General features: G+C 73.0%; 22 protein-coding genes and 1 pseudogene. 12 read left to right on the top strand and 11 right to left on the bottom strand.

Annotated elements, in window-relative coordinates; translation table 11 throughout:
* From MHW47_RS07410 to MHW47_RS07385, 6 genes are all read left to right on the top strand, one after another.
* On the top strand, positions 1-606 hold a 606-nt coding region (locus MHW47_RS07410), incomplete at its 5' end, for an ACP S-malonyltransferase (RefSeq protein ID WP_374230061.1).
* Positions 593-2,137 carry a class I adenylate-forming enzyme family protein gene (locus MHW47_RS07405; protein ID WP_239221828.1) on the top strand — a complete coding sequence of 515 codons (1,545 nt, stop codon included), beginning with the start codon at positions 593-595 and terminating at the stop codon, positions 2,135-2,137. The genes MHW47_RS07410 and MHW47_RS07405, both read left to right, overlap by 14 nt.
* On the top strand, positions 2,118-2,372 hold the full coding sequence (locus MHW47_RS07400; RefSeq protein ID WP_239221827.1) for an acyl carrier protein: 255 nt from the start codon (positions 2,118-2,120) through the stop codon (positions 2,370-2,372). The genes MHW47_RS07405 and MHW47_RS07400 overlap by 20 nt, the downstream gene beginning before the upstream one ends.
* 35 nt (positions 2,373-2,407) lie before the next feature.
* Positions 2,408-3,586, top strand: coding sequence for a PLP-dependent aminotransferase family protein (locus MHW47_RS07395; RefSeq protein ID WP_239221826.1), 1,179 nt, complete (start codon positions 2,408-2,410; stop codon positions 3,584-3,586).
* 60 nt (positions 3,587-3,646) lie between these two features.
* Positions 3,647-4,936, top strand: a complete 1,290-nt coding sequence (locus tag MHW47_RS07390) for an MFS transporter (RefSeq protein ID WP_239221825.1) — start codon at positions 3,647-3,649, stop codon at positions 4,934-4,936.
* A 7-nt stretch (positions 4,937-4,943) separates the two neighbouring features.
* Complete coding sequence (locus MHW47_RS07385; RefSeq protein WP_239221824.1) at positions 4,944-5,708, top strand: 4'-phosphopantetheinyl transferase superfamily protein; 765 nt, start codon at positions 4,944-4,946, stop codon at positions 5,706-5,708.
* Positions 5,709-5,742: 34 nt separating this feature from the next.
* On the opposite strand, the gene MHW47_RS07380 is transcribed toward MHW47_RS07385, so the two are convergent.
* The 9 genes and pseudogenes from MHW47_RS07380 to MHW47_RS07340 all read right to left on the bottom strand — a co-directional run.
* The gene (locus MHW47_RS07380; protein ID WP_239221823.1) at positions 5,743-6,348 is read right to left on the bottom strand and encodes a class F sortase; all 606 of its coding nucleotides are present in this window, start codon (positions 6,346-6,348) and stop codon (positions 5,743-5,745) included.
* Positions 6,349-6,397: 49 nt separating this feature from the next.
* Entirely contained in the window at positions 6,398-7,063 is a 666-nt protein-coding gene (locus MHW47_RS07375; RefSeq protein ID WP_239221822.1) for a hypothetical protein, read from the bottom strand.
* A gap of 176 nt (positions 7,064-7,239) precedes the next feature.
* A complete protein-coding gene (locus MHW47_RS07370; protein WP_239221821.1) occupies positions 7,240-7,836 on the bottom strand; it encodes a hypothetical protein in 597 nt (198 codons plus the stop codon).
* Positions 7,837-7,850: 14 nt separating this feature from the next.
* Positions 7,851-9,014: an ROK family glucokinase gene (locus MHW47_RS07365; RefSeq protein ID WP_239221820.1), complete on the bottom strand. Its 1,164-nt coding sequence runs from the start codon at positions 9,012-9,014 to the stop codon at positions 7,851-7,853.
* Between the two features lie 120 nt (positions 9,015-9,134).
* A complete protein-coding gene (locus tag MHW47_RS07360) occupies positions 9,135-10,004 on the bottom strand; it encodes an ATP-binding cassette domain-containing protein (RefSeq protein WP_239221819.1) in 870 nt (289 codons plus the stop codon).
* On the bottom strand, positions 10,001-11,047 hold the full coding sequence (locus tag MHW47_RS07355; protein ID WP_239221818.1) for an ABC transporter permease: 1,047 nt from the start codon (positions 11,045-11,047) through the stop codon (positions 10,001-10,003). Before MHW47_RS07355 ends, MHW47_RS07360 begins: the two co-directional genes overlap by 4 nt.
* A complete protein-coding gene (locus MHW47_RS07350) occupies positions 11,044-12,027 on the bottom strand; it encodes a sugar ABC transporter substrate-binding protein (RefSeq protein WP_239221817.1) in 984 nt (327 codons plus the stop codon). Before MHW47_RS07350 ends, MHW47_RS07355 begins: the two co-directional genes overlap by 4 nt.
* 152 nt (positions 12,028-12,179) lie before the next feature.
* Positions 12,180-13,355: a cytochrome P450 gene (locus MHW47_RS07345; RefSeq protein ID WP_239221816.1), complete on the bottom strand. Its 1,176-nt coding sequence runs from the start codon at positions 13,353-13,355 to the stop codon at positions 12,180-12,182.
* A gap of 85 nt (positions 13,356-13,440) precedes the next feature.
* Positions 13,441-13,659 (bottom strand): annotated as a pseudogene (locus tag MHW47_RS07340) (response regulator transcription factor); the annotation flags it as partial.
* Between the two features lie 267 nt (positions 13,660-13,926).
* Here MHW47_RS07340 and MHW47_RS07335 point away from each other — a divergent pair.
* The 3 genes from MHW47_RS07335 to MHW47_RS07325 are packed head-to-tail and all read left to right on the top strand — an operon-like array spanning position 13,927 to position 17,005.
* A complete protein-coding gene (locus MHW47_RS07335) occupies positions 13,927-14,877 on the top strand; it encodes a carbohydrate ABC transporter permease (RefSeq protein WP_239221815.1) in 951 nt (316 codons plus the stop codon).
* Entirely contained in the window at positions 14,874-15,713 is an 840-nt protein-coding gene (locus MHW47_RS07330; RefSeq protein ID WP_239221814.1) for a carbohydrate ABC transporter permease, read from the top strand. The genes MHW47_RS07335 and MHW47_RS07330 overlap by 4 nt, the downstream gene beginning before the upstream one ends.
* Positions 15,713-17,005, top strand: coding sequence for an ABC transporter substrate-binding protein (locus tag MHW47_RS07325; protein ID WP_239221813.1), 1,293 nt, complete (start codon positions 15,713-15,715; stop codon positions 17,003-17,005). The genes MHW47_RS07330 and MHW47_RS07325 overlap by 1 nt, the downstream gene beginning before the upstream one ends.
* A 55-nt stretch (positions 17,006-17,060) precedes the next feature.
* On the opposite strand, the gene MHW47_RS07320 is transcribed toward MHW47_RS07325, so the two are convergent.
* Positions 17,061-19,352, bottom strand: a complete 2,292-nt coding sequence (locus tag MHW47_RS07320) for an MMPL family transporter (RefSeq protein WP_239221812.1) — start codon at positions 19,350-19,352, stop codon at positions 17,061-17,063.
* Between the two features lie 358 nt (positions 19,353-19,710).
* Between MHW47_RS07320 and MHW47_RS07315 the strand changes: the two genes are divergently transcribed.
* Positions 19,711-20,913: a S8 family peptidase gene (locus MHW47_RS07315; protein ID WP_239221811.1), complete on the top strand. Its 1,203-nt coding sequence runs from the start codon at positions 19,711-19,713 to the stop codon at positions 20,911-20,913.
* 75 nt (positions 20,914-20,988) lie between these two features.
* Here the strand turns inward: MHW47_RS07315 and MHW47_RS07310 are convergent, their stop codons facing one another.
* Positions 20,989-21,825, bottom strand: coding sequence for an ABC transporter ATP-binding protein (locus tag MHW47_RS07310; RefSeq protein ID WP_239221810.1), 837 nt, complete (start codon positions 21,823-21,825; stop codon positions 20,989-20,991).
* A 138-nt stretch (positions 21,826-21,963) separates the two neighbouring features.
* Between MHW47_RS07310 and MHW47_RS07305 the strand changes: the two genes are divergently transcribed.
* Complete coding sequence (locus MHW47_RS07305; protein ID WP_239221809.1) at positions 21,964-22,548, top strand: TIGR03086 family metal-binding protein; 585 nt, start codon at positions 21,964-21,966, stop codon at positions 22,546-22,548.
* A gap of 78 nt (positions 22,549-22,626) precedes the next feature.
* A complete protein-coding gene (locus MHW47_RS07300) occupies positions 22,627-23,259 on the top strand; it encodes a DsbA family protein (RefSeq protein ID WP_239221808.1) in 633 nt (210 codons plus the stop codon).
* Positions 23,260-23,277: the final 18 nt, after the last annotated feature.

Below are 23,277 nucleotides of genomic sequence, written 5' to 3'. Positions count from 1 at the left end.
AGGGCGATGGCCGCCGCCTGCGCCGACGCGCCCACCTCGATGGCCGCCGTGGTCGGCGGCGAGGAGGCCGCGGTGCTGGACCGCATCCACGAACTGGGCCTGTACGCGGCCACGTTCAACGGACCGGGGCAGATCGTCGCCGCCGGGGCCACCGAGGCCCTGGAACGGCTCGCCGCCGCCCCGCCGCACTCCGCCACGGTCAAGCCGCTCCAGGTCGCCGGCGCCTTCCACACCCCGTACATGGAGTCCGCGCGCCTGGCCGTCGCCGCGGCGGCCGAACGGACCCCGTTCCGGCAGCCGACCGGCACCCTCCTCTCGAACGCCGACGGGGCGGCCGTCCGCGAACCGGACGACATCCGCCGCCGGCTCGTCGACCAGGTGGTCAGGCCGGTGCGCTGGGACCTGTGCATGGAGTCGCTGGGCCGGATCGCGCCCGAGGTGACCGTCTGCCTGCCGCCCGCCCGCACCCTCGCGGGGATCTTCAAGCGCCGGCTCCCGGAGCTGGCCGTCGTCTGCGTCACCGCGCCCCGCGACCTCGACAAGGCGCGCGTCCGCATCGGTGCCGCCGTCGCCTGGAAGGAGGACCTCGTCCATGCCGGTGTCTGAGCTGTTCACCCGCGCGCTCGCCGAGCGCCCCGGCCACCTCGCCCTGGTCGACGCCACGGGCCCGCTGACCTACGCCGAACTGGGCGCCGAGACCGACCGGGCCGTCGGCTGGCTGCGCGGCCGGGGGGTGGAAGCCGGTGAGCGCGTCGTCTACGCGGGCGGCGGCGACCGCACCTTCCTCGCCCTCCTGTGGGCCACCCTCCGCGTCGGGGCCGTGTTCGTCCCGGTGCACCCCGAACTCACCGACCACCAGATCGACCACATCGTCCGGGACTGCGGGGCCGCCCTCGCCGTCTGCCCGCCCACCGCCGGCGGCGCCGCCCGCCGGACCGTGGAGGTGGAGCGGGCCGCACGGGAGATCGCCGAGACGCCCCGGGACCGCACCACCGCCGAGGTCGCCGACGACGCGGTCGCCCTGCTGATCTACACCTCCGGCACCACCGGCCGCCCCAAGGGCGTCGTCTGCCCGCACCGGCAGATCCTCGCCGCGGTCCGCGCCATCAACGCGGGGCTCGGCTACCGCGCCGACGACGTGGTGCTGTGCCGGCTGCCGCTCTCCTTCGACTACGGCCTCTACCAGGCCCTGCTGTGCACGCTGGCCGGCGCGGCCCTGGTCCTCACCGACCGGGGCGGCGACGTCGGACTCATCCGGGTCATCGAACGCCACGGCGTCACCGTCGTCCCGCTGGTCCCCTCGCTCGCCCAGATCCTCGTCCTGCTCCAGCGCAAGCTGCGCCACGCCACCAAGGTGCGGCTGTTCACCAACACCGGCGCCCGGCCCAGCCCGGCCGTGATGCGCGGACTGCTCGACGCCTTCCCGGGCTCGGCGTTCGCCTCGATGTACGGCATGACCGAGTGCAAGCGCATCTCGGTCCTGGACCCCGCGCTGTACGCACGGCACCCCGACTCGGTGGGCCGCCCCATCCCCGGCCTCCAGGTACGGATCACCGGCCCGGACGGGGAGACCCTGCCGCCCGGCGAGGTCGGCGAGATCGTCGTCCGGGGCGACACCGTGATGGCCGGCTACTGGGGCGTCCCGCTGGAGCGCCAGAGCCGGTACGTACCCCTCGCCGACGGCTCCCTGGAGCTGCGCACCGGCGACCGGGGCCGGCTCGACGCCGACGGGCTCCTGTACTTCGTCGGCCGCGACGACGACGTGGTCAAGCGGCGCGGCGTGCGGATGGCCCTGTCCGAGATCGAACTCGCCGCCGAGCGCATACCCGGGGTGTACGCCGCCGTCGCCCCGCGCCCCGCGAGCGAGGACGCCCCGCTGCTGCTCGCCGTGCAGACCGATCTCGACCCGCACGAGGTCCGGGCGGCGCTCACCCGCCTGCTCGACCCGGCCCGCCGGCCCGACGGGATCGTCCCGATCGCCTCCATGCCGCTGACCGCCAACGGCAAGCCCGACCGCGCCGCCGTCGCCCGGCGGCTCCTGGCCGGGGCCGACACGCCCGCCGACGCCGCCCGCACGACCGCCCTCACCGTCCCCGCCGCACTCACAGGGAGCTCCCATGGACCAGTCGCAGTTTGACCAGCTCGTCGAAGAGATATGCGCCGTGCGGGTCACCAGCTCCGAGACGCCGCTCGTGGACCTCGGCGTGGACTCGCTCCACACCGTCGCCCTGATGATGGCCGTCGAGGACCGGTTCGGCATCGAGCTGGACCCCGACGCGCTCGCCGACTTCTCGCTCACCTCGTCGGCCGGCCTCCTCGGACTCGTGCACGAGCAGCTGGCGACCGGCGCGAACGCCCTGTCGGGGAGCTGACGGCCATGTGGACCGACGTCAGACCCTCGCCCGGGATGCCGCAGCTCTTCGAACGCGGCGGCGACCTGATCTCCTTCGCCGGCGGCCTGCCGGATCTTGACCTGCTGCCCCTGAAGGAACTCTCCGAGCAGTTCGCCCGGCTCACCCGGATCGGCGGCCGGATCGCGCTCCAGTACAGCACCCCGCACGTGGCCAAGGCCCTCGTCCCCGCCATCACCGACCTGATGGCCCGCGAGGGCGGCCGGGCCGACGCGGCGCACCTGGTGCCCACCGCCGGCTCCCAGATGGGCCTGCTGGCCCTCGGCCTCGGCCTCGCCGCGCCGGGGGAGACGGTCCTGTGCCAGACGCCCGCCTACCCGGGCGCGGCCGTCGCCTTCCGCACGGCCGGCCTGCGGCTGCACGGCGCCCCCGAGGACGCCGAAGGGCTCGACCCGCTGGCGCTGCGGGAGACCGTCGCCCGGCTGCGGGCGGACGGGCAGCGCGTCCGGATGCTGTACTGCAACCCGACCTTCCAGAACCCGACCGGGGCCACCCTCTCCGTCGAGCGGCGCCACCGACTGGCCGAGGCCGCGCGGGAACTGGACCTGCTGATCGTCGAGGACAACCCGTACGGGCTGCTCGGCTTCGACGGCGCCGCAGTCCCCGTCCTCCAGGGCATCGACCCGGAGAACGTCGTCTACCTCGGCACGTTCTCCAAGGTCTTCGCCCCCGGACTGCGCTGCGGCTGGATCGCCGCGCCCAAGCAGGTCGCCGAGCGGCTGCGCGGCACGGTCGAGGTCATGGCGCTCTCGCCCTCCGCGTTCGCCCAGGCCGCGCTCGCCGCGTTCCACACCCGGGGCGGCTGGGACGCCCTGATCGACGCCTACCGCGAGCGCTACCGGGAGCGGTGCGGCCTGATGGCCGACGCGCTGGAGCGGGAGCTGGGCACCGACGGCCCCTGGCGCTGGCGGCGGCCGGACGGCGGCTTCTACCTGTGGCTGCGGCACGAGGGCGGCGCCGACACCGGCCGCCTCGCCCAGGCCGCGGCCGGGCACGGCGTCTCGTTCGTCCCCGGCAGCCACTTCGGGCTCGACGGCGAGTGCGGCGACAGCCTGCGGCTCTGCTTCAGCAACGTCCCGCGCAAGCGCATCCCCGAGGGGGTCGCCCGGCTCGCGGCGGCGCTGCGCGGGGAGACCACCGCCGTACGCGTCCCGGCGGGCCCCCGCCGCCGGTAGCCGACCCACGAGGAAGCCGCCCCACCACTCAAAGCCCACTCCCCCAGGAAGTCGAGTCCCATGACCACGCATTCCACCGCCCCGTCACCCGAGGCGGGGCCCGCGCCCGACTGGCGGCGCATCGGCAGTTTCGTCACCGGTCAGGCAGCCGTGCAGTGCGGCAGCTTCGCCCTGATCATCGCCATGAACTGGACCGCCGTGCAGATGGGCGGCCGGTCCGCGGTCACCTGCGTGATCCTCGCCTCCACGCTGCCGCGCGCCCTGATGCTGCTGTTCGGCGGCGCGCTCGCCGACACGCTCGGCCCGCGCGCGGTCGTGCTCCGGGCGACCGCGACCCGGCTCGCCGTCCTGGCCGTCGGGGCTCTGATCACCGCGGGCGCCGACAGCCTCTGGCCGCTGGTCGCGGTCGCCGTGGTCGAGGGCTCACTGCTGGGTCTGACCGGACCGGCGTCGGGCGTGCTGCTCACCCGGCTGGCCCCGCAGGAGCATCTCGGCCGCGCCAACTCGCTGTTCTCCATGGTGATGCGGCTGGCGCCGATCGCCGGATCGCCGCTGGGGGCCTGGCTGGTCGTGGCGGGCGGGCTGTCCGGGGCCATGCTGGTGGCGGCGGCCGGCTGCGCCGTCTGGTTGCTCTGCGCGTTCCATGTGACGCGCGGCATGGTCCGGCCCGCGCGCGGCGCCGGCTCCGGCCCGTCGCTGTTCCGGCGCTCCGGTGACGGACTGCTGCTGCTGGCCCGCCACCCCCGGCTGCGCTGGATGTTCGTCGCCTGCTTCTGCATGGACTTCGCGTTCCTGTGGCCGGCCGAGGTCGCGCTGCCGCTGCGCGCCTCCGGTGAGGGCTGGGGCATCGGCGCGGTCGCGGCGGCGCTGTCCGCGTTCAGCGTCGGGGCCCTGGTGTCGGCGGCGGCCGGGGCCGCGCTCGCGCACCGCATTCCGGCGCCGGTGAAGCTGGTCGTCACGGGCACCGGGCTCGCGGTCGGCCTGGGCGCCATGGCGCTGGTGCCGTCGCCGCCGGTCCTCGCGGCCGTGGCCGGCGCGGTCGGCCTGTGCTCCGGTATGAACGGCCCGGCGCTGGTGACCGCCTATCAGCAGGCCGTGCCCGAGGGGAAGCTGGGCGCCGCGATGTCGACGTTCTCGCTCTCCAGCATCGGGGCCGCGCCGCTGTCCCTGGCCGTGTTCAGTTCGCTGTCCGCAGCGCTGGGTGTGACCGGCACCTGGCTGGTGTGCGCCTGCCTGGCGCTGTGCTCGCCGGTCGCCGCGACGCTCGCGCTGCGTGCGCCCGCCACCCGGAAGGCCCCCGTCCCGCCGGGGGCGCCGGCCGCCCCCGAGCCCACCGCAACCGCCGTGTGAGGCAGACATGTCCCTGTTGGAACCCGGTCCCCCGTCCGCCCTCGACTCCCTGCTCCTGCCCACCGCGCTCCCCCCGCTGCCGGCCGCGCTGCCGCCGCCGGCCGATCCGGGGTCCGGCGGTCCGCGCCTCTGGCTGGTGGCCACCGCCGCCCACGAGGAGAGCGCCGCCCGCTACGCCCCGCTCGTGCTGGCCCCGGCGGAGCTGGCGCGCGCCGACGAGTTCCGCCGCCCCACCGACCGGGCCACGTATCTGTGCGCCCATGTCGGACTGCGCCGGGTCCTCGGCAGCCATCTGGGCGTCGCGCCCCGCACGGTCTCGGTGGTCCGCGCCCCCTGCCCGTGCTGCGGGGAGCCGCACGGACGCCCCGTACTGCCGGGCGAGCCACTGCACTTCTCGCTGTCGCACTGCGAGGGGCTGAGCCTGATCGCGGTCGCCGCCGCGCCGGTCGGCGTGGACGTCGAACCTGTGCCGGGCGCGCGGACGCTGACCGAGGCCGCCGATGTGGTCCACCCCCTGGAGGCGGCGGAACTCGCCGCGCTGGCGCCGGAGTCGCGGCCGGCCGCGTTCGCCCGGGTGTGGACGCGGAAGGAGGCGTACCTCAAGGGCCTGGGCATCGGCCTGGGCGCCGACCCGTCCACGGAGTACGTCGGTGCCGGTCCGGCCCCGGCCGCCCCGGCCGGCTGGCTGATCGCGGACATCGCCGCCCCGGCCGGCCACCGGGCGGCGGTGGCGGTCCGGCGGATCGGTGGCGTCGGGGCGGGCCCGGACTGAGCGGCCGCCCGGCCGGGTGGTGGGCGCGGGCGCGTCAGACCTTCTGCTGCTTCAGGGAGGTGAGATGGGCGAAGACGACGACGTTGGCGGAGTAGCCGTCCTTCTTGTTGAAGCGCCCGCCGCAGGTCATGAGCCTGAGTTCCGGACGGCCGGTGCTGCCGTACACCTTGTCGTCGGGGAACGTGTCCTTCTTGTACGTCTCGACCGCGTCGACCGTGAAGACGGCGGTCTGCCGGTCGGCGCGGGTGACCCTCACCTTGTCGCCCCGGTGCAGGGCGTTCAGGTTGAGGAAGATCGCGGGGCCGGTCTCCGTGTCGCGGTGGCCGACGATCAGGGAGGTGCCCTTCTCGCCAGGCGACGGCCCGTCGCGGTACCAGCCCACTTCCCGGGGTTTGCTGAGAGGCGGGGCGCCCAGGCGCCCCTTCGCGTCGAGCCCGAGGCCGGTGACCGGGGCCTCGATGAAGATGGCCGGCACCGCGATCTTCACCGGCCGCGACGGCGACAGGGGAGCGTGTGCGACCGGCCGGTCGCCGCCGCCCGCGGCGTCGTTGCCGTGGGCGGCGGCGACCGCATCGTCGGACGAGTCGGAACTCGCCCAGACGATGCCGCTCACCAGCGAGAAGGTCACACTCAGTGTCATCGTGAGACGACACGCCCGGCTCGGGCCCCGTCGGCGTCTTCTGCGCGGGTTATGCCTCGTTGCGGGCACGGCGGCGTGCGGCTCGGCGGACCATGATCAGCCCGGCGGCTCCGGCGGCCCCGGCCGCGAGGGCGGCGGTGGTGCCGAGGTTGGAGTCGCTCTCGGAGCTGACGCTCTCCATGTCCGGGACGCCGCCGCCACCGGCCGGCACCCCGCCGGACGGCTGGCGGTAGTCGGTCTCGGCGCCCGAGGCGGACGAGCCGTGCTCGCCGTTCTGCGTGCCCCTGTCGTCGGCCGGCTTGGTGCAGTCGACCTTGAACGCCTTGTTCTTCGGGCCGGACGGAACGATCCACACCAGCTGGTACGTGCCCTCGGGGAGCAGGTACTCCTGGCTGCGGGCCGAGCCGTTGACCAGCGGCAGGGTGCTGGCCAGGGTGTCCCCCGGCGGGACGGTCGGGGGCTGCGCGGTGATCGTCCACGGGACGGCCGGCATGTCGCCGAAGTTGCTGGCCTGGAGGACGAACTTGCAGACCTCGTTGCCGTCGCCGCCCCGGGCCGCCCAGCCGCCCGGACGGATGTCGATGTCACCGCTGTCGCCGGGGGCGGCGTAGGCGGTGGACGCCCCGGCCACCGTGGCCGCGGCGAGGGCGACCGCGGCGGCCGCGACGGTGCCCGCGCGGACGCTGCGGGCACGGAGGGAAGCGGACATGCGCATGCTGATCTCCTTGGAGCCGGGATGATTGTCGTACTGATCAATCGATCGCCTAAGAGATGCCATGGCGCGCGGGGCAAACGCGGTGTAACACACGGGAAAGTGCGATAAGTACCCTGATCGGCCGACAGGAATCCGGTCCCGCGATCCCCCTGGAAGCGGCCCGGCGGGGGCGCCGGTCAGGGCGTCGCGGCGGAGACCACGTAGACGACGGGAGAGCTGGGGTCCGTCATGTCCACCGTGATGTCCTGGGTGGGCCGCGGGTCCTCGTTGGTGTGCGTGGTGCCCGCCCAGGAGACGCCCTTGCCGAAGTACCAGCCCGCGATCCTGGTGTCGCGCTCGCCGATGGTGACCTTGCCCGGCCGCAGGGCGGCGCGCCCCGAACCCAGGTTCGTCAGGAAGGCGTCCAGGCCGTTGGACGTCGTGCGGAAGCGCACGTACATCCGGCTGACCTTCCAGTTGTTCGTCTCGTAGTACTCCACCTCGGTCGCGTAACCGGGGATCGGCACCTCGAAGATGCGGCGCAGCATCCGCGAGGGCCAGCCGGGCCGCAGCCCCTGGGCGGCGGCCTCGGCGGCCTTGTCCTGGCCGGAGCGGCGGCTCTGGCCCGCCGAGATCAGCAGATAGCCCGCCGGGATGCCGATCAGCAGCACGATGATCGTCGCCGTGATCAGACGGCGGCGGATCAGATGGCGGCGGGTCTCGGGCCGCGGCCCGTCGCCCTCGTCCGGCGGCGTGGACTGGCGCGGCACGACGGGGTGCTCGGCTGCGGTCATCGGTGTGGGAGTCCCTAAGACGTACGGGTGCTGCGGTTGCTGCGGAGGGTGCTCGTCGCCTGGTCGTAGATCTGCGCGTACCGCTCGTACCGCTCGACGCGGCGGCGGTTGGTGCGGCGGAAGCGGCGGGCGACCAGCCGGGCGAGGTCCGCCGCGCCGACCATACCGGCCTCCGGGCCCAGCTGGGCCTTGGCGATCCGGGCCTCGGGGCGGTAGCCGCGACCGGTCAGATGGCGTTTGAAGGCGTCCCTGGCGGGCCCGATCAGCAGGTCGTCGGCCGCGCTGACGCCGCCGCCGATGACGAAGCAGGAGGGGTCCAGGGCGGCGGCCAGGTTGGCGAGCCCGACGCCCAGCCACTGGCCGATGTCCTGGAGCAGCTCGACGCACATCGCGTCGCCCTCGCGGGCCAGTTCGGTGATGAGCGGTCCGGTGATGTCGGGGACGTGGCCCTTGACCCGCTCGATGATCTGGTGGGCCACCGGCGAGTCGGCGGCGGCCAGCTCCCGCGCCTCGCGGACCAGGGCGTTGCCGGAGCTGTACTGCTCCCAGCAGCCCCGGTTGCCGCAGGGGCAGCGGTGGCCGCCGGGCACGACCTGCATGTGGCCGAACTCACCGGCGACGCCGTACTTGCCGCGCTTGACCTGCCCGTCCTCCAGGATGGCGCCGCCGATGCCGGTGCCCAGCGTGATCATCACGAGGTGGTCCTCGCCGCGCCCGGCGCCGAAGCGCCACTCGGCCCAGGCCGCGGTGTTGGCGTCGTTGTCCACCATGACGGGGACGACGAGCCGGGAGGCCAGGGAGTCGCGCAGGGGCTCGTCGCGCCAGGCCAGGTGCGGGGCGAACAGGACCTTCGAGCGGTCCGCGTCCACCCAGCCGGCCGCGCCGATGCCCACGGCGTGCACGTCGTGCCGGTCGGACAGGTCCAGGACCAGTTCGACGATGGTGTCCTCGACGACCTTGGGGCTCTTGGACTTGTCCGGGGTCTCGGTGCGCACCGTCTCCAGGATCGTGCCGTCGGCGTCCACGACGCCGGCCATCACCTTCGTGCCGCCGATGTCGATGCCGACCGTGGGGACGCGGGGCGCCGTGAGGTGGGAGCGTCTTTCGCGGGTGCCCACGGTACGCAGGACGGTCGCGCGGGCGGAGCCGCGGTGGGTGAAGTCGCGGTACGTGCTCATCGTCCCCGGGTGGATCGGTGTGACCGGGAGGGGTGTCCCGGTGGCGGACGGCGCCCGTCCGTCCCGATTCTGCCATTGCCGGGAGGGCCGGGCCGCCGTCCGGGGCGGCGGGCGGACGTGCTACGGGGTGCCGGCCGGGCCCGGTCCGGAGGCGCGGCGCAGCTCGTGGCTCAGCTCCTCCAGGTCGCTGCCGCCCGCCATCTGCCGGGTCAGCTCGTCCAGGCCGATGGACTCCTTGGTGTGGCTGCCGGCCATCGCACCGCGCTTGAGCAGGACGAACCGGTCGCCGACGAGGTAGGCGTGGTGCGGGTTGTGCGTGATGAGGACCACGCCGAGGCCGGCGTCGCGGGCGGCCGCGACGTACTTCAGGACGACGCCGGACTGCTTGACGCCCAGCGCGGCCGTCGGCTCGTCCAGGACCAGGACCTTCGCCCCGAAGTGGACGGCGCGCGCGATGGCGACGCACTGGCGTTCGCCGCCGGACAGGGTGCCGATGGGCTGGTCCACGTCGCGCAGGTCGATGCCCATGCGCAGCAGCGCCGAGCGGGTCGTCTCCCGCATGAGGCGGACGTCGAGCCGCTTGAACGGACCGGCGCCGGTCGTCGGCTCGGAGCCGAGGAAGAAGTTGCGCCAGACCGGCATCAGCGGGACGACGGCGAGGTCCTGGTAGACGGTGGCGATGCCCCGGTCCAGGGCTTCGCGCGGGTTGGCGAGGGCGGTCTCCTCGCCGTCCACCAGGAACCGTCCGGCGTCGTGCCGGTGCAGCCCGGAGATGATCTTGATGAGGGTGGACTTGCCGGCGCCGTTGTCGCCGAGCACGCAGGAGATCTCGCCCGCGTACACCTTCAGCGACACGCCCTCCAGGGCCTTGATGTTGCCGTAGTACTTGGCCACGTCGTCCAGCTCGACGAGGGGCTGCCCGCCGGGCTCCCGCAGGCTCTGCGGATTGTCCGGGGCCTCGGGGACCTCGGGGGTCTTGGGGGCCGTCATGTCGTCGCCTCCGCGCGCTTGCGCACCCACGCGTTGAGCAGGGTGGCCAGGAGCAGCATGGCTCCCAGGAAGAACTTGAACCAGTCGGGGTTCCACTCCGCGTACACGATGCCCTTGCTGGTCATGCCGAAGATGAAGGCGCCGACCGCCGAGCCGATCGCGGAGCCGTAGCCGCCGGTGATCAGGCAGCCGCCGATGACGGCGGCGATGATGTAGATCAGCTCGTTGCCGACGCCCTCGCCGGACTGCACCATGTCGTAGCTGAAGAGCAGGTGCTGGCCGGAGACCCAGGCGGCGAAGGCGACGCCGAGGTACAGCCCGATCTTGGTGCGGACGACGGGGACGCCGACCGCGCGGGCCGCCTCGGCGCCGCCGCCGACGGCGAAGATCCAGTTGCCGAAGCGGGTGCGGAGCAGGATCCAGGTGGCGACGGCGACCAGGCCCGCCCACCACAGCAGGGTCACCTTGAGTTCGACGCCGCCGACGGTCCAGTAGGACGCGAAGAGCTTGCGGGCGGAGGGGAAGCCCTCCATGTTGCCGATGGTCTTGGTCGAGACGGTGCCGCTGATCAGCTTGGTGAAGCCCAGGTTCAGGCCGGTCAGCATCAGGAAGGTGCCCAGCGTGATGATGAAGCTGGGCAGTTTGGTACGGGTCAGCATGAAGCCGTTGAACGCGCCGACGGCGAGCGTGACCAGCAGCGACACGAAGACGCCGACCCAGACGTTGGCGGTCATCTGGTAGCTGAACATCGAGGAGACCAGCGCGGACGTGGTGACCAGCACGCCGGCGGACAGGTCGAACTCGCCGCCGATCATCAGCAGCGCGACCGGCGCCGCCATGATCCCGATGGTGGACGCCGCGTACAGCACGGTGCCGAAGCTGGTGGCGCGCAGGAAGCTGTCGGCGACGATCGCGAAGAAGAGGAAGACGGCGAGCGCGCCGACGACCGAGCCCAGCTCCGGGCGGCCGAGCAGCCTGCGCAGCGGCGAGGTGTGCAGCAGCCGCTCGTCCACGACGGCGGTCGATCCGGGCCCGGCGGTCATCGGGTGCCCCGGCCGGCGTACTCGGCGAGCTGGGCGGCGTCCTTCGCGGTGACGATCTGCGGGCCGGTGAGGACCGGGCGGCCGCCGCCGAGGACGTTGCGGTTGTAGCGGTAGAGCCAGAGCAGGTCCACGGCCTCGTAGCCCTGGAGGTAGGGCTGCTGGTCGACGGCGAAGCCGAGGGTCTCGGCCTGGAGGGCCGCGGCGACGGCGGGGTTCAGGTCGAAGGTGTCGATCTCGGCCTTGCTGCCCGCAGTCTTCTTCGCCTTGACGGCGGCGTCCGCGAAGGGGGCGCCGAGGGTGACGACCGCGTCGATGTTCTTGTCGGACTGGAGCTTGGCCTCGATGGACGCCTGGACGTCGGGCATGTTGGTGCCCTCCACGTACAGGTTCTGCATCTGGCCGTCGAAGGTCTTCTTGGCGCCGGCGCAGCGCTGCTCGTGGCCCACGTTGCCCTGCTCGTGCAGGATGCACAGGGCCTTCTTGCGGCCGCGCTCGTTCAGCTCCTCGCCGACGGCCTCGCCGGCGATGGACTCGTCCTGGCCGATGTGGGTGAGCGCGCCGAACTCCTTGGACTCGGCGGAGCCGGAGTTGACGGTGATCACGGGGATGCCGGCCCGGACGGCCTTGGCGACGACGTCCTTCATGGCGCCGGGCTTGGCGAGCGTGACGATCAGCCCGTCGACCTTCTTGTCGATGGCCGCCTGCACGAGCTGGGCCTGCTGCTGGCCCTCGGCGTCGTGCGTGTACAGGAAGTTGATGTTGTCCTTCTTCGCCGCCGTCTCGGCGCCCTTCTGGACGATGTCCCAGAAGGTGTCGCCGTCGCCCGAGTGGGTGACCATGGCGAAGGTCCAGCGGGGCGTGTTCACCGCGGCCCGGCCTTCGGCGGCGGCCTTGGCCGCACGCTCCTCCGCCCGCTTGCCGCCGGTGCTGCTGCATCCCATGAGGGACACCCCCAGCACCGCCGCAAGCACGGCGCCCATCGCACGTACCCCTGTCCGAACCCTTGCCACGACGCCGTGCCCTTCTTGTGCTGCTCGTTGTGCTGCCGGTGGTACCGGGGCCGGTGGCCCCGGTCCGGCTGGGCAAGTATCCCCGAGCCCGCGCTGCCGTCACGCGCAGGGGCGCGCGCCGCTCACCAGCGTACGGGGAGCCGGCGCACCCCGCGGATGAGTGTGCCGGGCAGCCAGTCGAACGGGGCGGCGTCCGGATCGGCGGCCAGACCGGGGCAGCGTTCCAGCAGCGTACGGATGGCGATGCGGCCCTCCATCCGGGCCAGCGGCGCGCCCATGCAGAAGTGGATGCCGTGCCCGAAGGCGAGGTGGCCGCGGGTGTCGCGGCGGATGTCGAAGCGGTCGGGCTCCGGGTAGCGGGCCGGGTCGCGGTCGGAGCCGGCGAGGGAGATGAGGACGGGGTCGCCGGTCTCGATGGTCCGGGAGCCGATCTCGACCCGCTCCCGGGCGAACCGGAAGGTGGCCGTCTCCACGGGCCCGTCGTAGCGCAGCATCTCCTCGACCGCGCCGTCGAGCAGTCCGGGGTCGGCGCGGAGCGCGGCGAGCTGGTCGGGGTGGTCGAGGAGGGCGCGTACCCCGTTGGAGATCAGGTTGACGGTGGTCTCGTGTCCGGCGACGAGCAGCAGGAAGGCCATGCCGACCAGCTCGTCGGGCGAGAGGGCGTCGTCGTCCTCGTCGCGGGCGGCGATCAACGCGCTGAGCAGGTCGTCGCCGGGTGAGCGGCTCTTGTCCCGGATCAGCTCGCCGAGGTAGGCGCCCATGGCCCGGATCGCCTCGCCCTCCTCGGCGGGGCCGGCCGGGGCGACGACTCCGTTGGACAGCTTGCGGAAGGCGGAGCGGTCCAGGTCGGGCACGCCGATCAGTTCGCAGATGACGGTCATGGGCAGCGGGAAGGCGAACGCGTCCACCAGGTCGGCGCGGCCCTCCGGGAGCATCACGTCGAGCAGTTCGTCGGTGATCTCCTGGACGCGGGGGCGCAGCGCCTCGATGCGGCGTGCGGTGAAGGCGCGGGCGACGAGCTTGCGCAGCCGGGTGTGGTCGGGGGCGTCCATCTCCAGCATGTTGGCGTTGATCGGGTCGCCGCCCAGTTCGCCGGGGAGGGCGCGCCAGTCCTTGCCGAGTCGCGGGTCGGCGAGGGCGGCCCGGCCCTCCTCGTAGCCGACGACCAGCCAGACCCGGTCGAAGTCGTCGGTGCGGATGGTGTGCACGGGGCCGGCCGCGCGCATCCGTTCGTAGTAGGGATACGGGTTCGCGGTGAAATCGGTCAACCCCCGCAGATCCAAGTCGACTTCGGACATGGGCCGCCCCTCCCGGTCGCATCGTCCCGGCCCCCCGGACCGGTGCCTCCAGCGTAGGCCGCGAGGCCGGGCATGGGCAGCGGGTTCAGTCCGGGCTCGATCCGCTCTCGTCGTCGAGCAGACCGGCGTCGTGGACGAGGAGGGCGATCTGGACCCGGTTGTTGAAGCCGAACTTGGCGAGGATGCGGGAGACCTGGGCCTTCACGGTGGCGACGCTGAGGTAGAGGGAGGCGGCGATCTCCGCGTTGGACCGGCCCCGGCCCACGGCGACGGCCACCTCGCGCTCCGCCCGCTCCCACAGCTCCGGGTGGCGCACGGCGTCCCGGCCGACCTTGACCACGAGGTCCCCGGCCGCGAACACCGCGTTCTCGCCGAGCGCGAGTAGTCCGGCGTCCCCGGGGAATCCGGCGGCCACCAGCACCTCGCGCGCTTCCATCTCGTTCATGGTCCGATTTTCGCACCCGCGCCGGTCGCCTTGACGAACCGGCGGACCGTCAGCACGATGACGGGGGCCACCTGAGCGGCCAGAACGGTACATAGCCGGTCGAATCACGCAAAGGGGTCGATGTATATGTCGTTGGCGAACGCGGCCCCCCGAACCGGGCGGCACGGCCCGCCGGGCGGGGCGCACCGCAAGGGTTCCGCCCCGGGCGGCCGGAACGCCGGCGCCTGGTTCCTGGTCCTGCCCGCCCTCATCCCGATCCTGGTCCTGAGCGTCGGCCCGCTGCTCTACGGCATCGCCCTGGCCTTCACCGACGCCCAGTCCGGCCGCACCCGGGCCACCCGGTGGACCGGCACGCTGAACTTCCAGGACCTCCTCCACGACGGACTGTTCTGGGAGTCGTTCCGGATCGGCCTGGTGTGGGCGGTCGGCGTCACCGTCCCCCAGTTCGTGCTCGCGCTCGGCCTGGCGCTGCTGCTCAACGAGAACCTGCGGATGCGCTGGCTGGCCCGCGCCCTGGCGATCATCCCGTGGGCGATGCCCGAGGTCGTCGTCGGCATCATGTGGCGGCTCGTCTACCACCCGGACGCCGGCATCCTCAACGAGACCCTGCGCGACCTGGGGTTCGGGGACGGCCGGGACTGGCTGACCGGACTGGCCACCGCGCTGCCCGCCGTGATCGTCGTCGGGATCTGGGCCGGGATGCCGCAGACCACGGTCGCCCTGCTGGCCGGCCTCCAGAACACCCCGCGCGACCTCCACGAAGCGGCCGCGCTGGACGGCGCCGGAGCCTGGCGCCGGTTCCGGACGGTGACCTGGCCCGCCATCAGACCGGTCGCCCTCTCCATCACCGCGCTCAACTTCATCTGGAACTTCAACTCGTTCGCCCTGGTCTACGTGCTGACCAGCGGCGGCCCCGGCGGCCGTACCCGGCTGCCGATGCTCTTCGCCTACGAGGAGGCGTTCCGCTACGGCCAGTTCGGCTATGCCGCCGCGATGGGCTGTGTGATGGTCGCGGTGATCTCCGTCATCCTCGCCGTGTACCTGGCCGGCCGGCTCGGGGGAGGGGACGAGCGATGAGCATGCGCACCAAGCGGTCCGTGCGCGCCGGGCAGTACGCGGCGCTGCTGTGCTACCTGGTCTTCCTGGCGTTCCCGTTCCTCTGGCTGATCTCCACCGCCTTCAAGCCCGCCCGCGAACTGGGCTCCCTGCATCCGACCTGGATTCCGCAGCACCCCACGCTCGACAACTTCCGGCAGGCGTTCGACGAGCAGCCGCTGCTGCGGGCCGCCGCCAACTCACTGGGCGCCGCGCTCGCGGCCGGGCTGATCGCCGTCCTCATCGCCACCCCGATGGCCTATGTGATGGCCCGCCACCGCAACCGGCTCGCCAAGGCCGCCACCGGCTGGGTCGTGGTCAGCCAGGCGTTTCCCTTCGTCCTCCTGATCATCCCGCTGTTCCTGATCCTCAAGAACCTGCGGCTGATCAACACCCTGGGGGGCCTGATCCTGGTCTACGTCGTGTGGGCGCTGCCCTTCGCGCTGTGGATGCTCGTCGGCTACGTACGGGCCGTACCCGCCGAACTGGAGGAGGCCGCCGCCGTGGACGGGGCCGGACGGCTGCGGACGCTGGTCTCGGTGACCGCCCCGCTGCTGGCGCCGGGCATCGTCGCCACGGCCCTCTTCGCGTTCATCACCGCGTGGAACGAGTTCTTCTTCGCGCTCGTCCTCCTCAAGACCCCGGAGAAGCAGACGTTGCCGGTCGTCCTGACGCACTTCCTCGGCGCGGAGGGGGCCGCCGACCTCGGGCCGCTCGCCGCCGCCGCGTTCCTCGCCACCCTCCCCTCGCTCGTCCTGTTCGCCCTGATCCAGCGGCGGATCACGGGCGGCATGCTGGCCGGGGCGGTGAAGAACTGATGCGCGCGCTGCTCCGTACGGCCGCCGCGGCGGCCACCGCGCTGGCCCTGCTGCTCACCGGCTGCGGCCGGGGCGGCGACGACGCGCCGGACGGAACGATCACCCTCCGGTTCCAGTCCCTGGCCTGGCAGAAGGAGTCCGTCGAGATCAACAAGCAGCTGGTGAAGGAGTGGAACGCGGCCCACCCCGGCATCCGCGTCGAGTACGTCCAGGGCAGCTGGGACAGCGTCCACGACCAGCTCCTCACCTCCTTCGAGGGCGGCGAGGCCCCCGACGTCATCCACGACGCGTCCGACGACCTCGCCGACTTCGCGTACGGCGGCTACCTCGCCGACCTGCGGCCCCTGCTCCCGGACCGGCTGACCGCCGCCATCCCCGCCCACAGCTGGGAGACGGCCACCTTCGGCGACGGGGTCTACGGTGTGCCCTTCCTCCAGGAACCCCGCGTCCTCATCGCCAACACCCGGCTGCTCAAGGAGTCCGGGGTACGCATCCCGACCCCGGACGCGCCCTGGAGCTGGACCGAGTTCCGCGAGGCGGCCGCGCGGCTGACCGGCGAGGGCCGCCACGGCGTCGCCTGGCCGCTGCGCGAACCGGTCTCCGTCACCCTCAACCTCGGCCTCTCGGCGGGCGGACGGCTCTTCCACCGGGGCCCCGACGGCAAGGTCACGCTCGCCATGGGGAAGGGCGACCGGGTCGTCCCCGACACCATCCACGACCAGGTCGTGACCGACCGCAGCGCCGCCCGCACCGCGCTCGGCATGGGCGGCGGCGACACCCTGCCCGGCTTCTTCGGCGGCAAGTACGCGATGGTGCCGCTCGGGTTCTCCTACCGCCAGCAGGTCGCCGAGCAGGCCCCCGAGGGGTTCGAGTGGACGGTGCTGCCGGCCCCGGCCGGGGCGGACGGGCTCGCCCAGGGGGTCAGCCCGCAGACCCTGTCCGTCGCCGAGGACAGCCCGCACAAGAAGGAGGCCGTCCGCTTCATCGACTTCCTGCTGCGCCCCGCCAACATGGTGCGCCTGGCCAAGGGGGACTGGATGCTGCCGACCGGCACCGAGGCGCTGGCCGACCCGGCCCTGCACACCCCGGACCTCGGCTGGGCGACGGGCGCCGCGCTCGCCGGGTCGCTGCGGTCCGCCCCGGCCCAGTCGGTGCGCGGCTACCCCGAGTGGAAGGACAAGGTGGCGACGCCCGCCCTCCAGGAGTACTACAGCGGCGCGATCGACGCGGAGGAGTTGGAGAGACGCCTGGTGACCGACGGCAACCGGGTCCTGGCCCGCTACCAGCGCTGAACGCGCGGGCCCTCCTCCCGGCGTCCGGGAGGAGGGCCCGCGTACCAAGAGGGGATCAGACGCCGACCCGCTCCGGCTCCTCGCCGCCGCGCGCCGGTGCGGTCACCGCCGGCGCGTCGTCGTACGACTCGTCGTGCGTCATGTCCGGCAGCCACCGCAGCCACTTCGGGAAGTACCAGTTGCGCTCGCCCAGCAGCGCCATCACGGCCGGGAGCAGCACCCCGCGGATGATCGTCGCGTCGATCAGCACGGCCGCCGCCAGGCCGACGCCCATCTGCTTCATGGACTGCATCGACAGCGTGCCGAAGATGGCGAACACGGCGACCATGATGACGGCCGCGCTGGTCACCACCCCGGCCGTGGTGACCACGCCGTGGGCGATGGCGTCGCGGGTGGTGCGGCCCTGGAGGCGGGCCTCACGGATACGCGAGACCACGAACACGTGGTAGTCCATCGAGAGGCCGAACAGGATCACGAAGAGGAAGAGCGGCAGCCAGGAGATGATCGCGCCGACGCCCTCGGCACCCACCAGCGAGGCGCCCCAGCCGTGCTGGAAGACCGCGGTCAGGATGCCGTAGGCGGCGCCCACCGAGAGCAGGTTGAGGATGATCGAGGTGATCGCCACCGTCAGCGAGCGGAAGCAGAGCAGCATCAGCAGGAAGGCGAAGACGACCACGAAGGCGAAGACCGGCACGACCGAGCCGACGATCTGGTCGTTGAAGTCCTTCGAACCGGCGACCTGCCCGGTGATCGGCGCCTCCACCCCGTCGACCTTGCCGAGGGTGGCCGGGCGCACGGTGTCGCGCAGCAGGTCCAGGCTCTTGACGGCCTCGTCCTGGTCCGAGCCGCCGACCAGCGGTACGTCGATGACCGCGACGTTCTCCGCGTCGTGCGTCACGATGTCCACCGGCCCCTTGGAGGCGCCCGAGGCCACGGCCTGCCGGCGGAACTCCTCCAGCGCCTTGCGGACCGGGGCGGCGCCGATGTCGTCGGCCCGGACCACGACCTGCGCCGGGTCGGCGCCGCCGGGGAACGCCTCGTTCAGCCGGTCGTAGGTCCGCACGATCGGCAGCGAGTCGCCGAACTCCTGGTCCAGCGTGAGGTTCTGGGTGTGCATTCCGAGCGCCGGCAGCGCGATCGCGGCGAGCGCCCCGGCCGCGACCACGAGCGCGGTCCACGGACGGCGCAGCACCGCGGTGAGCACCGCGCGCCAGACCCGGCTCTCGCCGTCCGCGCCACCCCGCCGGGAGCGCTTGAGGCGGCCCAGGAACGGCACCCGGCCCTTCTCGACCCGCTCACCGAGCAGCGAGAGCAGCGCCGGCAGCACGGTCACCGAACCGACCATCGCGACGGCGACCACCATCAGCGAGGCCAGGCCCATCGCCTCGAACTCGGCGATGCCGGTGAACAGCATCCCGGCCATCGCGACGCAGACCGTCACACCGGAGACGACGATGGCGCGCCCGCTGGTCGCGGCGGCGATCATCAGCGCCGTCCGGGCGTCCCGGCCCTTGGCCCGCTCCTCGCGCTCGCGGCGCAGGTAGAACAGGCAGTAGTCGACGCCGACGGCCAGACCGACCAGCAGCATCACGGAGTTGGCGGTGTCGCTCATCGGCTGGACGTGGCTGACCACGCCCATCAGGCCCATGGTCGCGATGATCGCGGTGAGGGCCAGGGCGACCGGCAGCAGCGCGGCGACCAGCGCCCCGAACGCGATGAGCAGGATGCCGAGCGCGACCGGCACGGCGGAGAACTCGGCCCGCTGGAAGTCGCTGCCGAACGCGTCGTTGAACGTCTTGCCCATGCTGGCGCCGCCGATCTCCTCGATCAGCAGCCCCTCGTGCGCGGCGTCCACCTTCGCGACGGCGTCGAGCACCGGTCCGACGCGTTCGCTCGCCGTCTCGGCGTCGCCGCGCATCTCGAACTGCACCAGCGCGCTGTGCCCGTCCGCCGAGATGGTCTTCGTGGTGTACGGCGAGGTGACGGCCGTGACCTCACCGGTGCCCTGCACGGCGTCGATCACATCGGCCACGGCCGCCCGGAACTCCTTGGAGCCCGCCACCGGACCGCTCCCGGCCTCCGACTGGATGAGCACCGTCTCACCGGCCGGGTCCTTGAGCCCCGCGTCCTCGATGATCTGCACCGCCCGGCCCACCTCGCCGGACATCTGGTCGCTCTCCTTCACATCGACCCGGCCCGCGGCGGAGCCCAGGCCCATCGCCAGGACGACGAACAGCACCCAGATCCCCACCGCGGCCCAGCGGTGCCGCGCGCTCCAGCCGCCCGCGCGGGCCGCCACCCCCTTGACCCGCGGCCCCCTCGCCGCTGCCGCATCCACATTCCCCATGACGGGCGTGCCCCCTCGTGACCGGCACCGGCCCCTCGCCGCCGCCTCCGCATTCGAAGGTAGGGGCGCCGTAAAGCCGTCTCGTCATGCTCTGTTCCTGACCGGACGCCGCTCCTCTCCGCCTCGGGGAGGGGCCATGCCCCCGAGAAGGAGGATCGAAGCCCCTTACACGTAAAGGCGATCGGGGCATCCCGAGACCGCGGCGGGTGTCTTGTGACGAAAGGTTGGTGAGTGCGTCGGAGCTGTAGGGAGCCCTTGATCTGCGCGCGTCAATCGGCCAGGGTTTCGAGCCAACCCCCGGAGAATTTCCGGCCGGGGGCCAATCCCCCCACAAAGAATGACGAGGAGACCCCTCTTCATGGCCATTCACAAGCGCGCACGCCGGTTCAAGCTGACCGCCTCCATCACCGCGGTGGCGGCCGCCGCCGGCGTCACCCTGCTCGCCACCCCGTTCGCCGGGGCGGCCCCCGCCCCGGCTCAGGGCAAGATCTACGGCGCCGACGCGGCGACCGCGGTCGCCGGCAGCTACATCGTGATGCTGGACCGGGCGGCGGACAAGGAGAAGCTCGCCGAGGAGTACGGCGGGAAGCTGAAGCGCGACTACAGCTCCGCCATCAACGGCTTCTCCGCCAACGGCCTCACCGAGACCGAGGCCAAGCGGCTCGCCGCCGACCCGGCCGTCTCCAAGGTCGTCCAGAACAAGAAGTTCCACATCGACGCCACCCAGGACAACCCGCCCTCCTGGGGCCTGGACCGCATCGACCAGACGGAGACCGCCGGCGACGACGCCTACACCTACCCGGACAGCGCGGGCGAGGGCGTCACCGCGTACGTCATCGACACCGGAGTCCGCACCTCCCACGAGGAGTTCGGCGGCCGGGCCACCTCCGGCTACGACGCCGTGGACAACGACGACAGCGCCGACGACGGCAACGGCCACGGCACCCACGTCGCCGGCACCATAGCCGGGTCCACCTACGGCGTCGCCAAGAACGCCAAGATCGTCGCCGTCCGCGTCCTGGACGACTCCGGCTCCGGCACCACCGAGCAGGTCGTCGCCGGCATCGACTGGGTCACCGAGCACCACCAGGGCCCGTCCGTCGCCAACATGAGCCTGGGCGGCGGCGCCGACGAAGCGCTCGACGCGGCCGTCCAGAAGGCCATCGCCTCCGGCGTCACCTTCGCGGTCGCCGCCGGCAACGAGTCGAGCGACGCCGGCCAGGGCTCGCCCTCGCGCGTCCCCGAGGCCATCACCGTCGCCTCGTCCACCGTGGACGACGAGCAGTCGTCGTTCTCCAACTACGGCTCGGTCGTGGACATCTACGCACCCGGCTCCGACATCACGTCCGCCTGGAACGACAGCGACACCGGCTCCAACACCATCTCCGGCACCTCGATGGCGACCCCGCACGTCGTCGGAGCCGCCGCCGTCTACCTCGCCGGACACCCGGACGCCACCCCGGCCGAGGTCACCACGGCCCTGACCGAAGGAGCCACCCCGGACGCCATCACCAACGCCACCGCGGGAACCGCCAACAAGCTCCTGAAGATCGTCGAGTAACAGCCTTCCGGCCACCGGGCGGCCACCGTGCCCTCCCCCACGGGGCACGGCGGCCGCCCGGTGCGTTCCGGCGGCTCAGCCGCGCGCCGCCCGCCGGGCCCGGGCCGCCCACCGGCCGTCCGTGCGGCTGATGCGGACCGGATGGCCGAAGCACTCGCTCACCAGCTCCGTGGTCAGCACCTCGTCCGCCGCCCCCGACGCCAGGCACCGCCCGCCGCGCAGCAGCATCGCGTGCGTCGTGGACGCGGGCAGCTCCTCCAGATGATGCGTCACCAGCACGGTCGCCAGCCCCGGATGCTCCTCGCGCAGCGCGTCCAGGCTGTCCAGCAACTGCTCACGGGCGGCCAGGTCCAGCCCCGTCGCCGGCTCGTCGAGCAGCAGCAGCCGCGGCTCCGGCATCAGCGCGCGGGCGATCAGCGTCCGGCCGCGCTCGCCCTGCGACAGCGCCGGCCACCGCGACCCCTCCTTGCCGGCCATCCCCAGCATCGCCAGCAGCCGCGCCGCCCGCTCCCGCTGTCCCGGACCCGGCGTCCAGCGCGGCACCGGCTCCACCGAGTTCGTCAGACCGGTCAGCACCACCTCGCTCACCGTCAGCGGCGACCGCAGCGGATGGCGCGGATTGACATGGCCCAGCAGCGTCCGCAGCTCCCGCAGGTCCACCCGCCCCAGCGTCCGGCCCAGCACCTCGACCGACCCCCGCGTCGGATGGTTCACCGCCCCCAGCAGCCCCAGCAGTGTGCTCTTGCCGGCCCCGTTGGCGCCGAGCAGCGCCCAGTGCTCCCCGCCCCGCACGGTCAGCGACACCGCGTCCAGCAGGACGTTCCCGTCGCGTACGAGCGAGACCTCGTCGGCCCGGATGACCGGCACCAAACTCGGCGCGACGGCGGTGGACAGGGGTGCGGTGGTGGTCACGTGCGGCTGCTCCTTCGTACGGGCGCGAGGGCCGTGCTGCGTTCCGGAAAGCCTATACGTGGCCCGTACACCCGCCTCGTCCGGCGGCTGTCGCCTTTCTTCAAGACCGGCCGGACCGCCGCGCCTACGGTGGCGCCCATGAAGACCGAGCACGCCCACATGACCGAATGCGCCGCCGAAGCCGCCCGGGTGGCCCGAGGAATCACCGCCGCCCACCCGGCGGCCGGCGCGACCCCCTGCGCGGACTGGGACCTCCGCACGCTGATCAACCACTGGGTGCTCTACACCTCGCACGGCATGGAGCACCGCGCCCTGCGCACGGAACTCCCCGAGGAACTGATCGCCCGCGACTTCACCGCCGACGCCGACTGGCCCGAGCGGTACGCCGCGCAACTGGACCGGGCCGTCGCCGCCTGGTCCGACCCGGCCGCCTGGGAGGGCACCATCGGCACCGGCGACTCGGCGTCCCCGGCCGCCGACGTCGCCGCGATGCTCGTCGAGGAGATCGCCCTGCACGGCTGGGACGTCGCCCGCGCCACCGGGCAGGAGTTCCGGATCTCCGACGCGGCGGCCGGCTACGTGCTGGCCAACGTGGAGAAGACCGCCGCGCTCTACCGGCAGTACGAGGGCTTCACCGACGCGGTGGACGTGCCGGGAGCCACCGGCTTCACCCGCGCCCTGGCCCTGAGCGGACGCGACCCGCACTGGCGCCCGGCCGCCTGACGGCCGGCCGCAATGGCCCAGGCGGACGGGCGCCGAATGGCCCGGGGGAGTGCGCCACCGGCTGGCTAGGCTCGGCCCATGAGCACACACCCCACCACGCGACAGGACCGGCCCGTCGTCGACTTCTACTTCGACCCGGCCTGCCCGTTCGCCTGGATCACCTCGCGCTGGATGCTGGAGGTGGAGCGGCACCGCGCCATCGACCTCCGCTTCCACGTCATGAGCCTGTACCTGCACAACACCGGCAACGAACTCCCCGACTGGTACCGCGACCTGGTCGACCGCTCGATCGGCCCCGTCCGGGTCGCCGCCGCGGCCGCCGCGCAGCACGGCGAGGAGGTCCTGCGCGACCTCTACACCGCCCTCGGCAGCCGCATCCACCAGGAGAAGAACGAGGACTTCGACGAGGTCGTCGCCCAGTCCCTCGCCGCCCTGGGACTGCCCGCGGACCTCGCGGACGCCGCGCACGACGAGCGGTACGACGAGGCCGTGCGGCGCAGCCACGAGGCGGGCCAGGACCCGGAGGCCGGCGGCTACGTCGGCACACCCACCATCCACGTCGACGGAACGGTCTGGTTCGGCCCCGTGCTGCGGGCGATCCCGCGCGGCGAGGAGGCGGCCCGGCTGTTCGACAGCTTCCGGGTGCTGGCCGGCCACCCCGACTTCTTCGAGCTCAAGCGCACCCGTACGGGCGGCATCGACGTCGGCTGACGGCCCCCCGGGCCGGCC

Source organism: Streptomyces sp. OfavH-34-F (genome assembly GCF_022347745.1).
In the GTDB taxonomy this organism is placed as follows: domain Bacteria; phylum Actinomycetota; class Actinomycetes; order Streptomycetales; family Streptomycetaceae; genus Streptomyces.
This window is presented reverse-complemented; position numbering and strand designations above follow the sequence as displayed.

Excerpts from the sequence above, each read along its gene's own strand:
- MHW47_RS07355 (WP_239221818.1), bottom strand. The coding sequence starts at position 11,047 with ATGACCGCCGGGCCCGGATCGACCGCCGTCGTGGACGAGCGGCTGCTG.
- MHW47_RS07360 (WP_239221819.1), bottom strand. The coding sequence starts at position 10,004 with ATGACGGCCCCCAAGACCCCCGAGGTCCCCGAGGCCCCGGACAATCCG.
- MHW47_RS07315 (WP_239221811.1), top strand. The coding sequence starts at position 19,711 with ATGGCCATTCACAAGCGCGCACGCCGGTTCAAGCTGACCGCCTCCATC.
- MHW47_RS07325 (WP_239221813.1), top strand. The coding sequence starts at position 15,713 with ATGCGCGCGCTGCTCCGTACGGCCGCCGCGGCGGCCACCGCGCTGGCC.
- MHW47_RS07350 (WP_239221817.1), bottom strand. The coding sequence starts at position 12,027 with ATGGGCGCCGTGCTTGCGGCGGTGCTGGGGGTGTCCCTCATGGGATGC.
- MHW47_RS07395 (WP_239221826.1), top strand. The coding sequence starts at position 2,408 with ATGCCGCAGCTCTTCGAACGCGGCGGCGACCTGATCTCCTTCGCCGGC.
- MHW47_RS07345 (WP_239221816.1), bottom strand. The coding sequence starts at position 13,355 with ATGTCCGAAGTCGACTTGGATCTGCGGGGGTTGACCGATTTCACCGCG.
- MHW47_RS07300 (WP_239221808.1), top strand. The coding sequence starts at position 22,627 with ATGAGCACACACCCCACCACGCGACAGGACCGGCCCGTCGTCGACTTC.
- MHW47_RS07365 (WP_239221820.1), bottom strand. The coding sequence starts at position 9,014 with ATGAGCACGTACCGCGACTTCACCCACCGCGGCTCCGCCCGCGCGACC.
- MHW47_RS07335 (WP_239221815.1), top strand. The coding sequence starts at position 13,927 with ATGTCGTTGGCGAACGCGGCCCCCCGAACCGGGCGGCACGGCCCGCCG.
- MHW47_RS07400 (WP_239221827.1), top strand. The coding sequence starts at position 2,118 with ATGGACCAGTCGCAGTTTGACCAGCTCGTCGAAGAGATATGCGCCGTG.
- MHW47_RS07390 (WP_239221825.1), top strand. The coding sequence starts at position 3,647 with ATGACCACGCATTCCACCGCCCCGTCACCCGAGGCGGGGCCCGCGCCC.
- MHW47_RS07320 (WP_239221812.1), bottom strand. The coding sequence starts at position 19,352 with ATGGGGAATGTGGATGCGGCAGCGGCGAGGGGGCCGCGGGTCAAGGGG.
- MHW47_RS07305 (WP_239221809.1), top strand. The coding sequence starts at position 21,964 with ATGAAGACCGAGCACGCCCACATGACCGAATGCGCCGCCGAAGCCGCC.
- MHW47_RS07380 (WP_239221823.1), bottom strand. The coding sequence starts at position 6,348 with ATGACACTGAGTGTGACCTTCTCGCTGGTGAGCGGCATCGTCTGGGCG.
- MHW47_RS07330 (WP_239221814.1), top strand. The coding sequence starts at position 14,874 with ATGAGCATGCGCACCAAGCGGTCCGTGCGCGCCGGGCAGTACGCGGCG.
- MHW47_RS07385 (WP_239221824.1), top strand. The coding sequence starts at position 4,944 with ATGTCCCTGTTGGAACCCGGTCCCCCGTCCGCCCTCGACTCCCTGCTC.
- MHW47_RS07370 (WP_239221821.1), bottom strand. The coding sequence starts at position 7,836 with ATGACCGCAGCCGAGCACCCCGTCGTGCCGCGCCAGTCCACGCCGCCG.
- MHW47_RS07375 (WP_239221822.1), bottom strand. The coding sequence starts at position 7,063 with ATGCGCATGTCCGCTTCCCTCCGTGCCCGCAGCGTCCGCGCGGGCACC.
- MHW47_RS07405 (WP_239221828.1), top strand. The coding sequence starts at position 593 with ATGCCGGTGTCTGAGCTGTTCACCCGCGCGCTCGCCGAGCGCCCCGGC.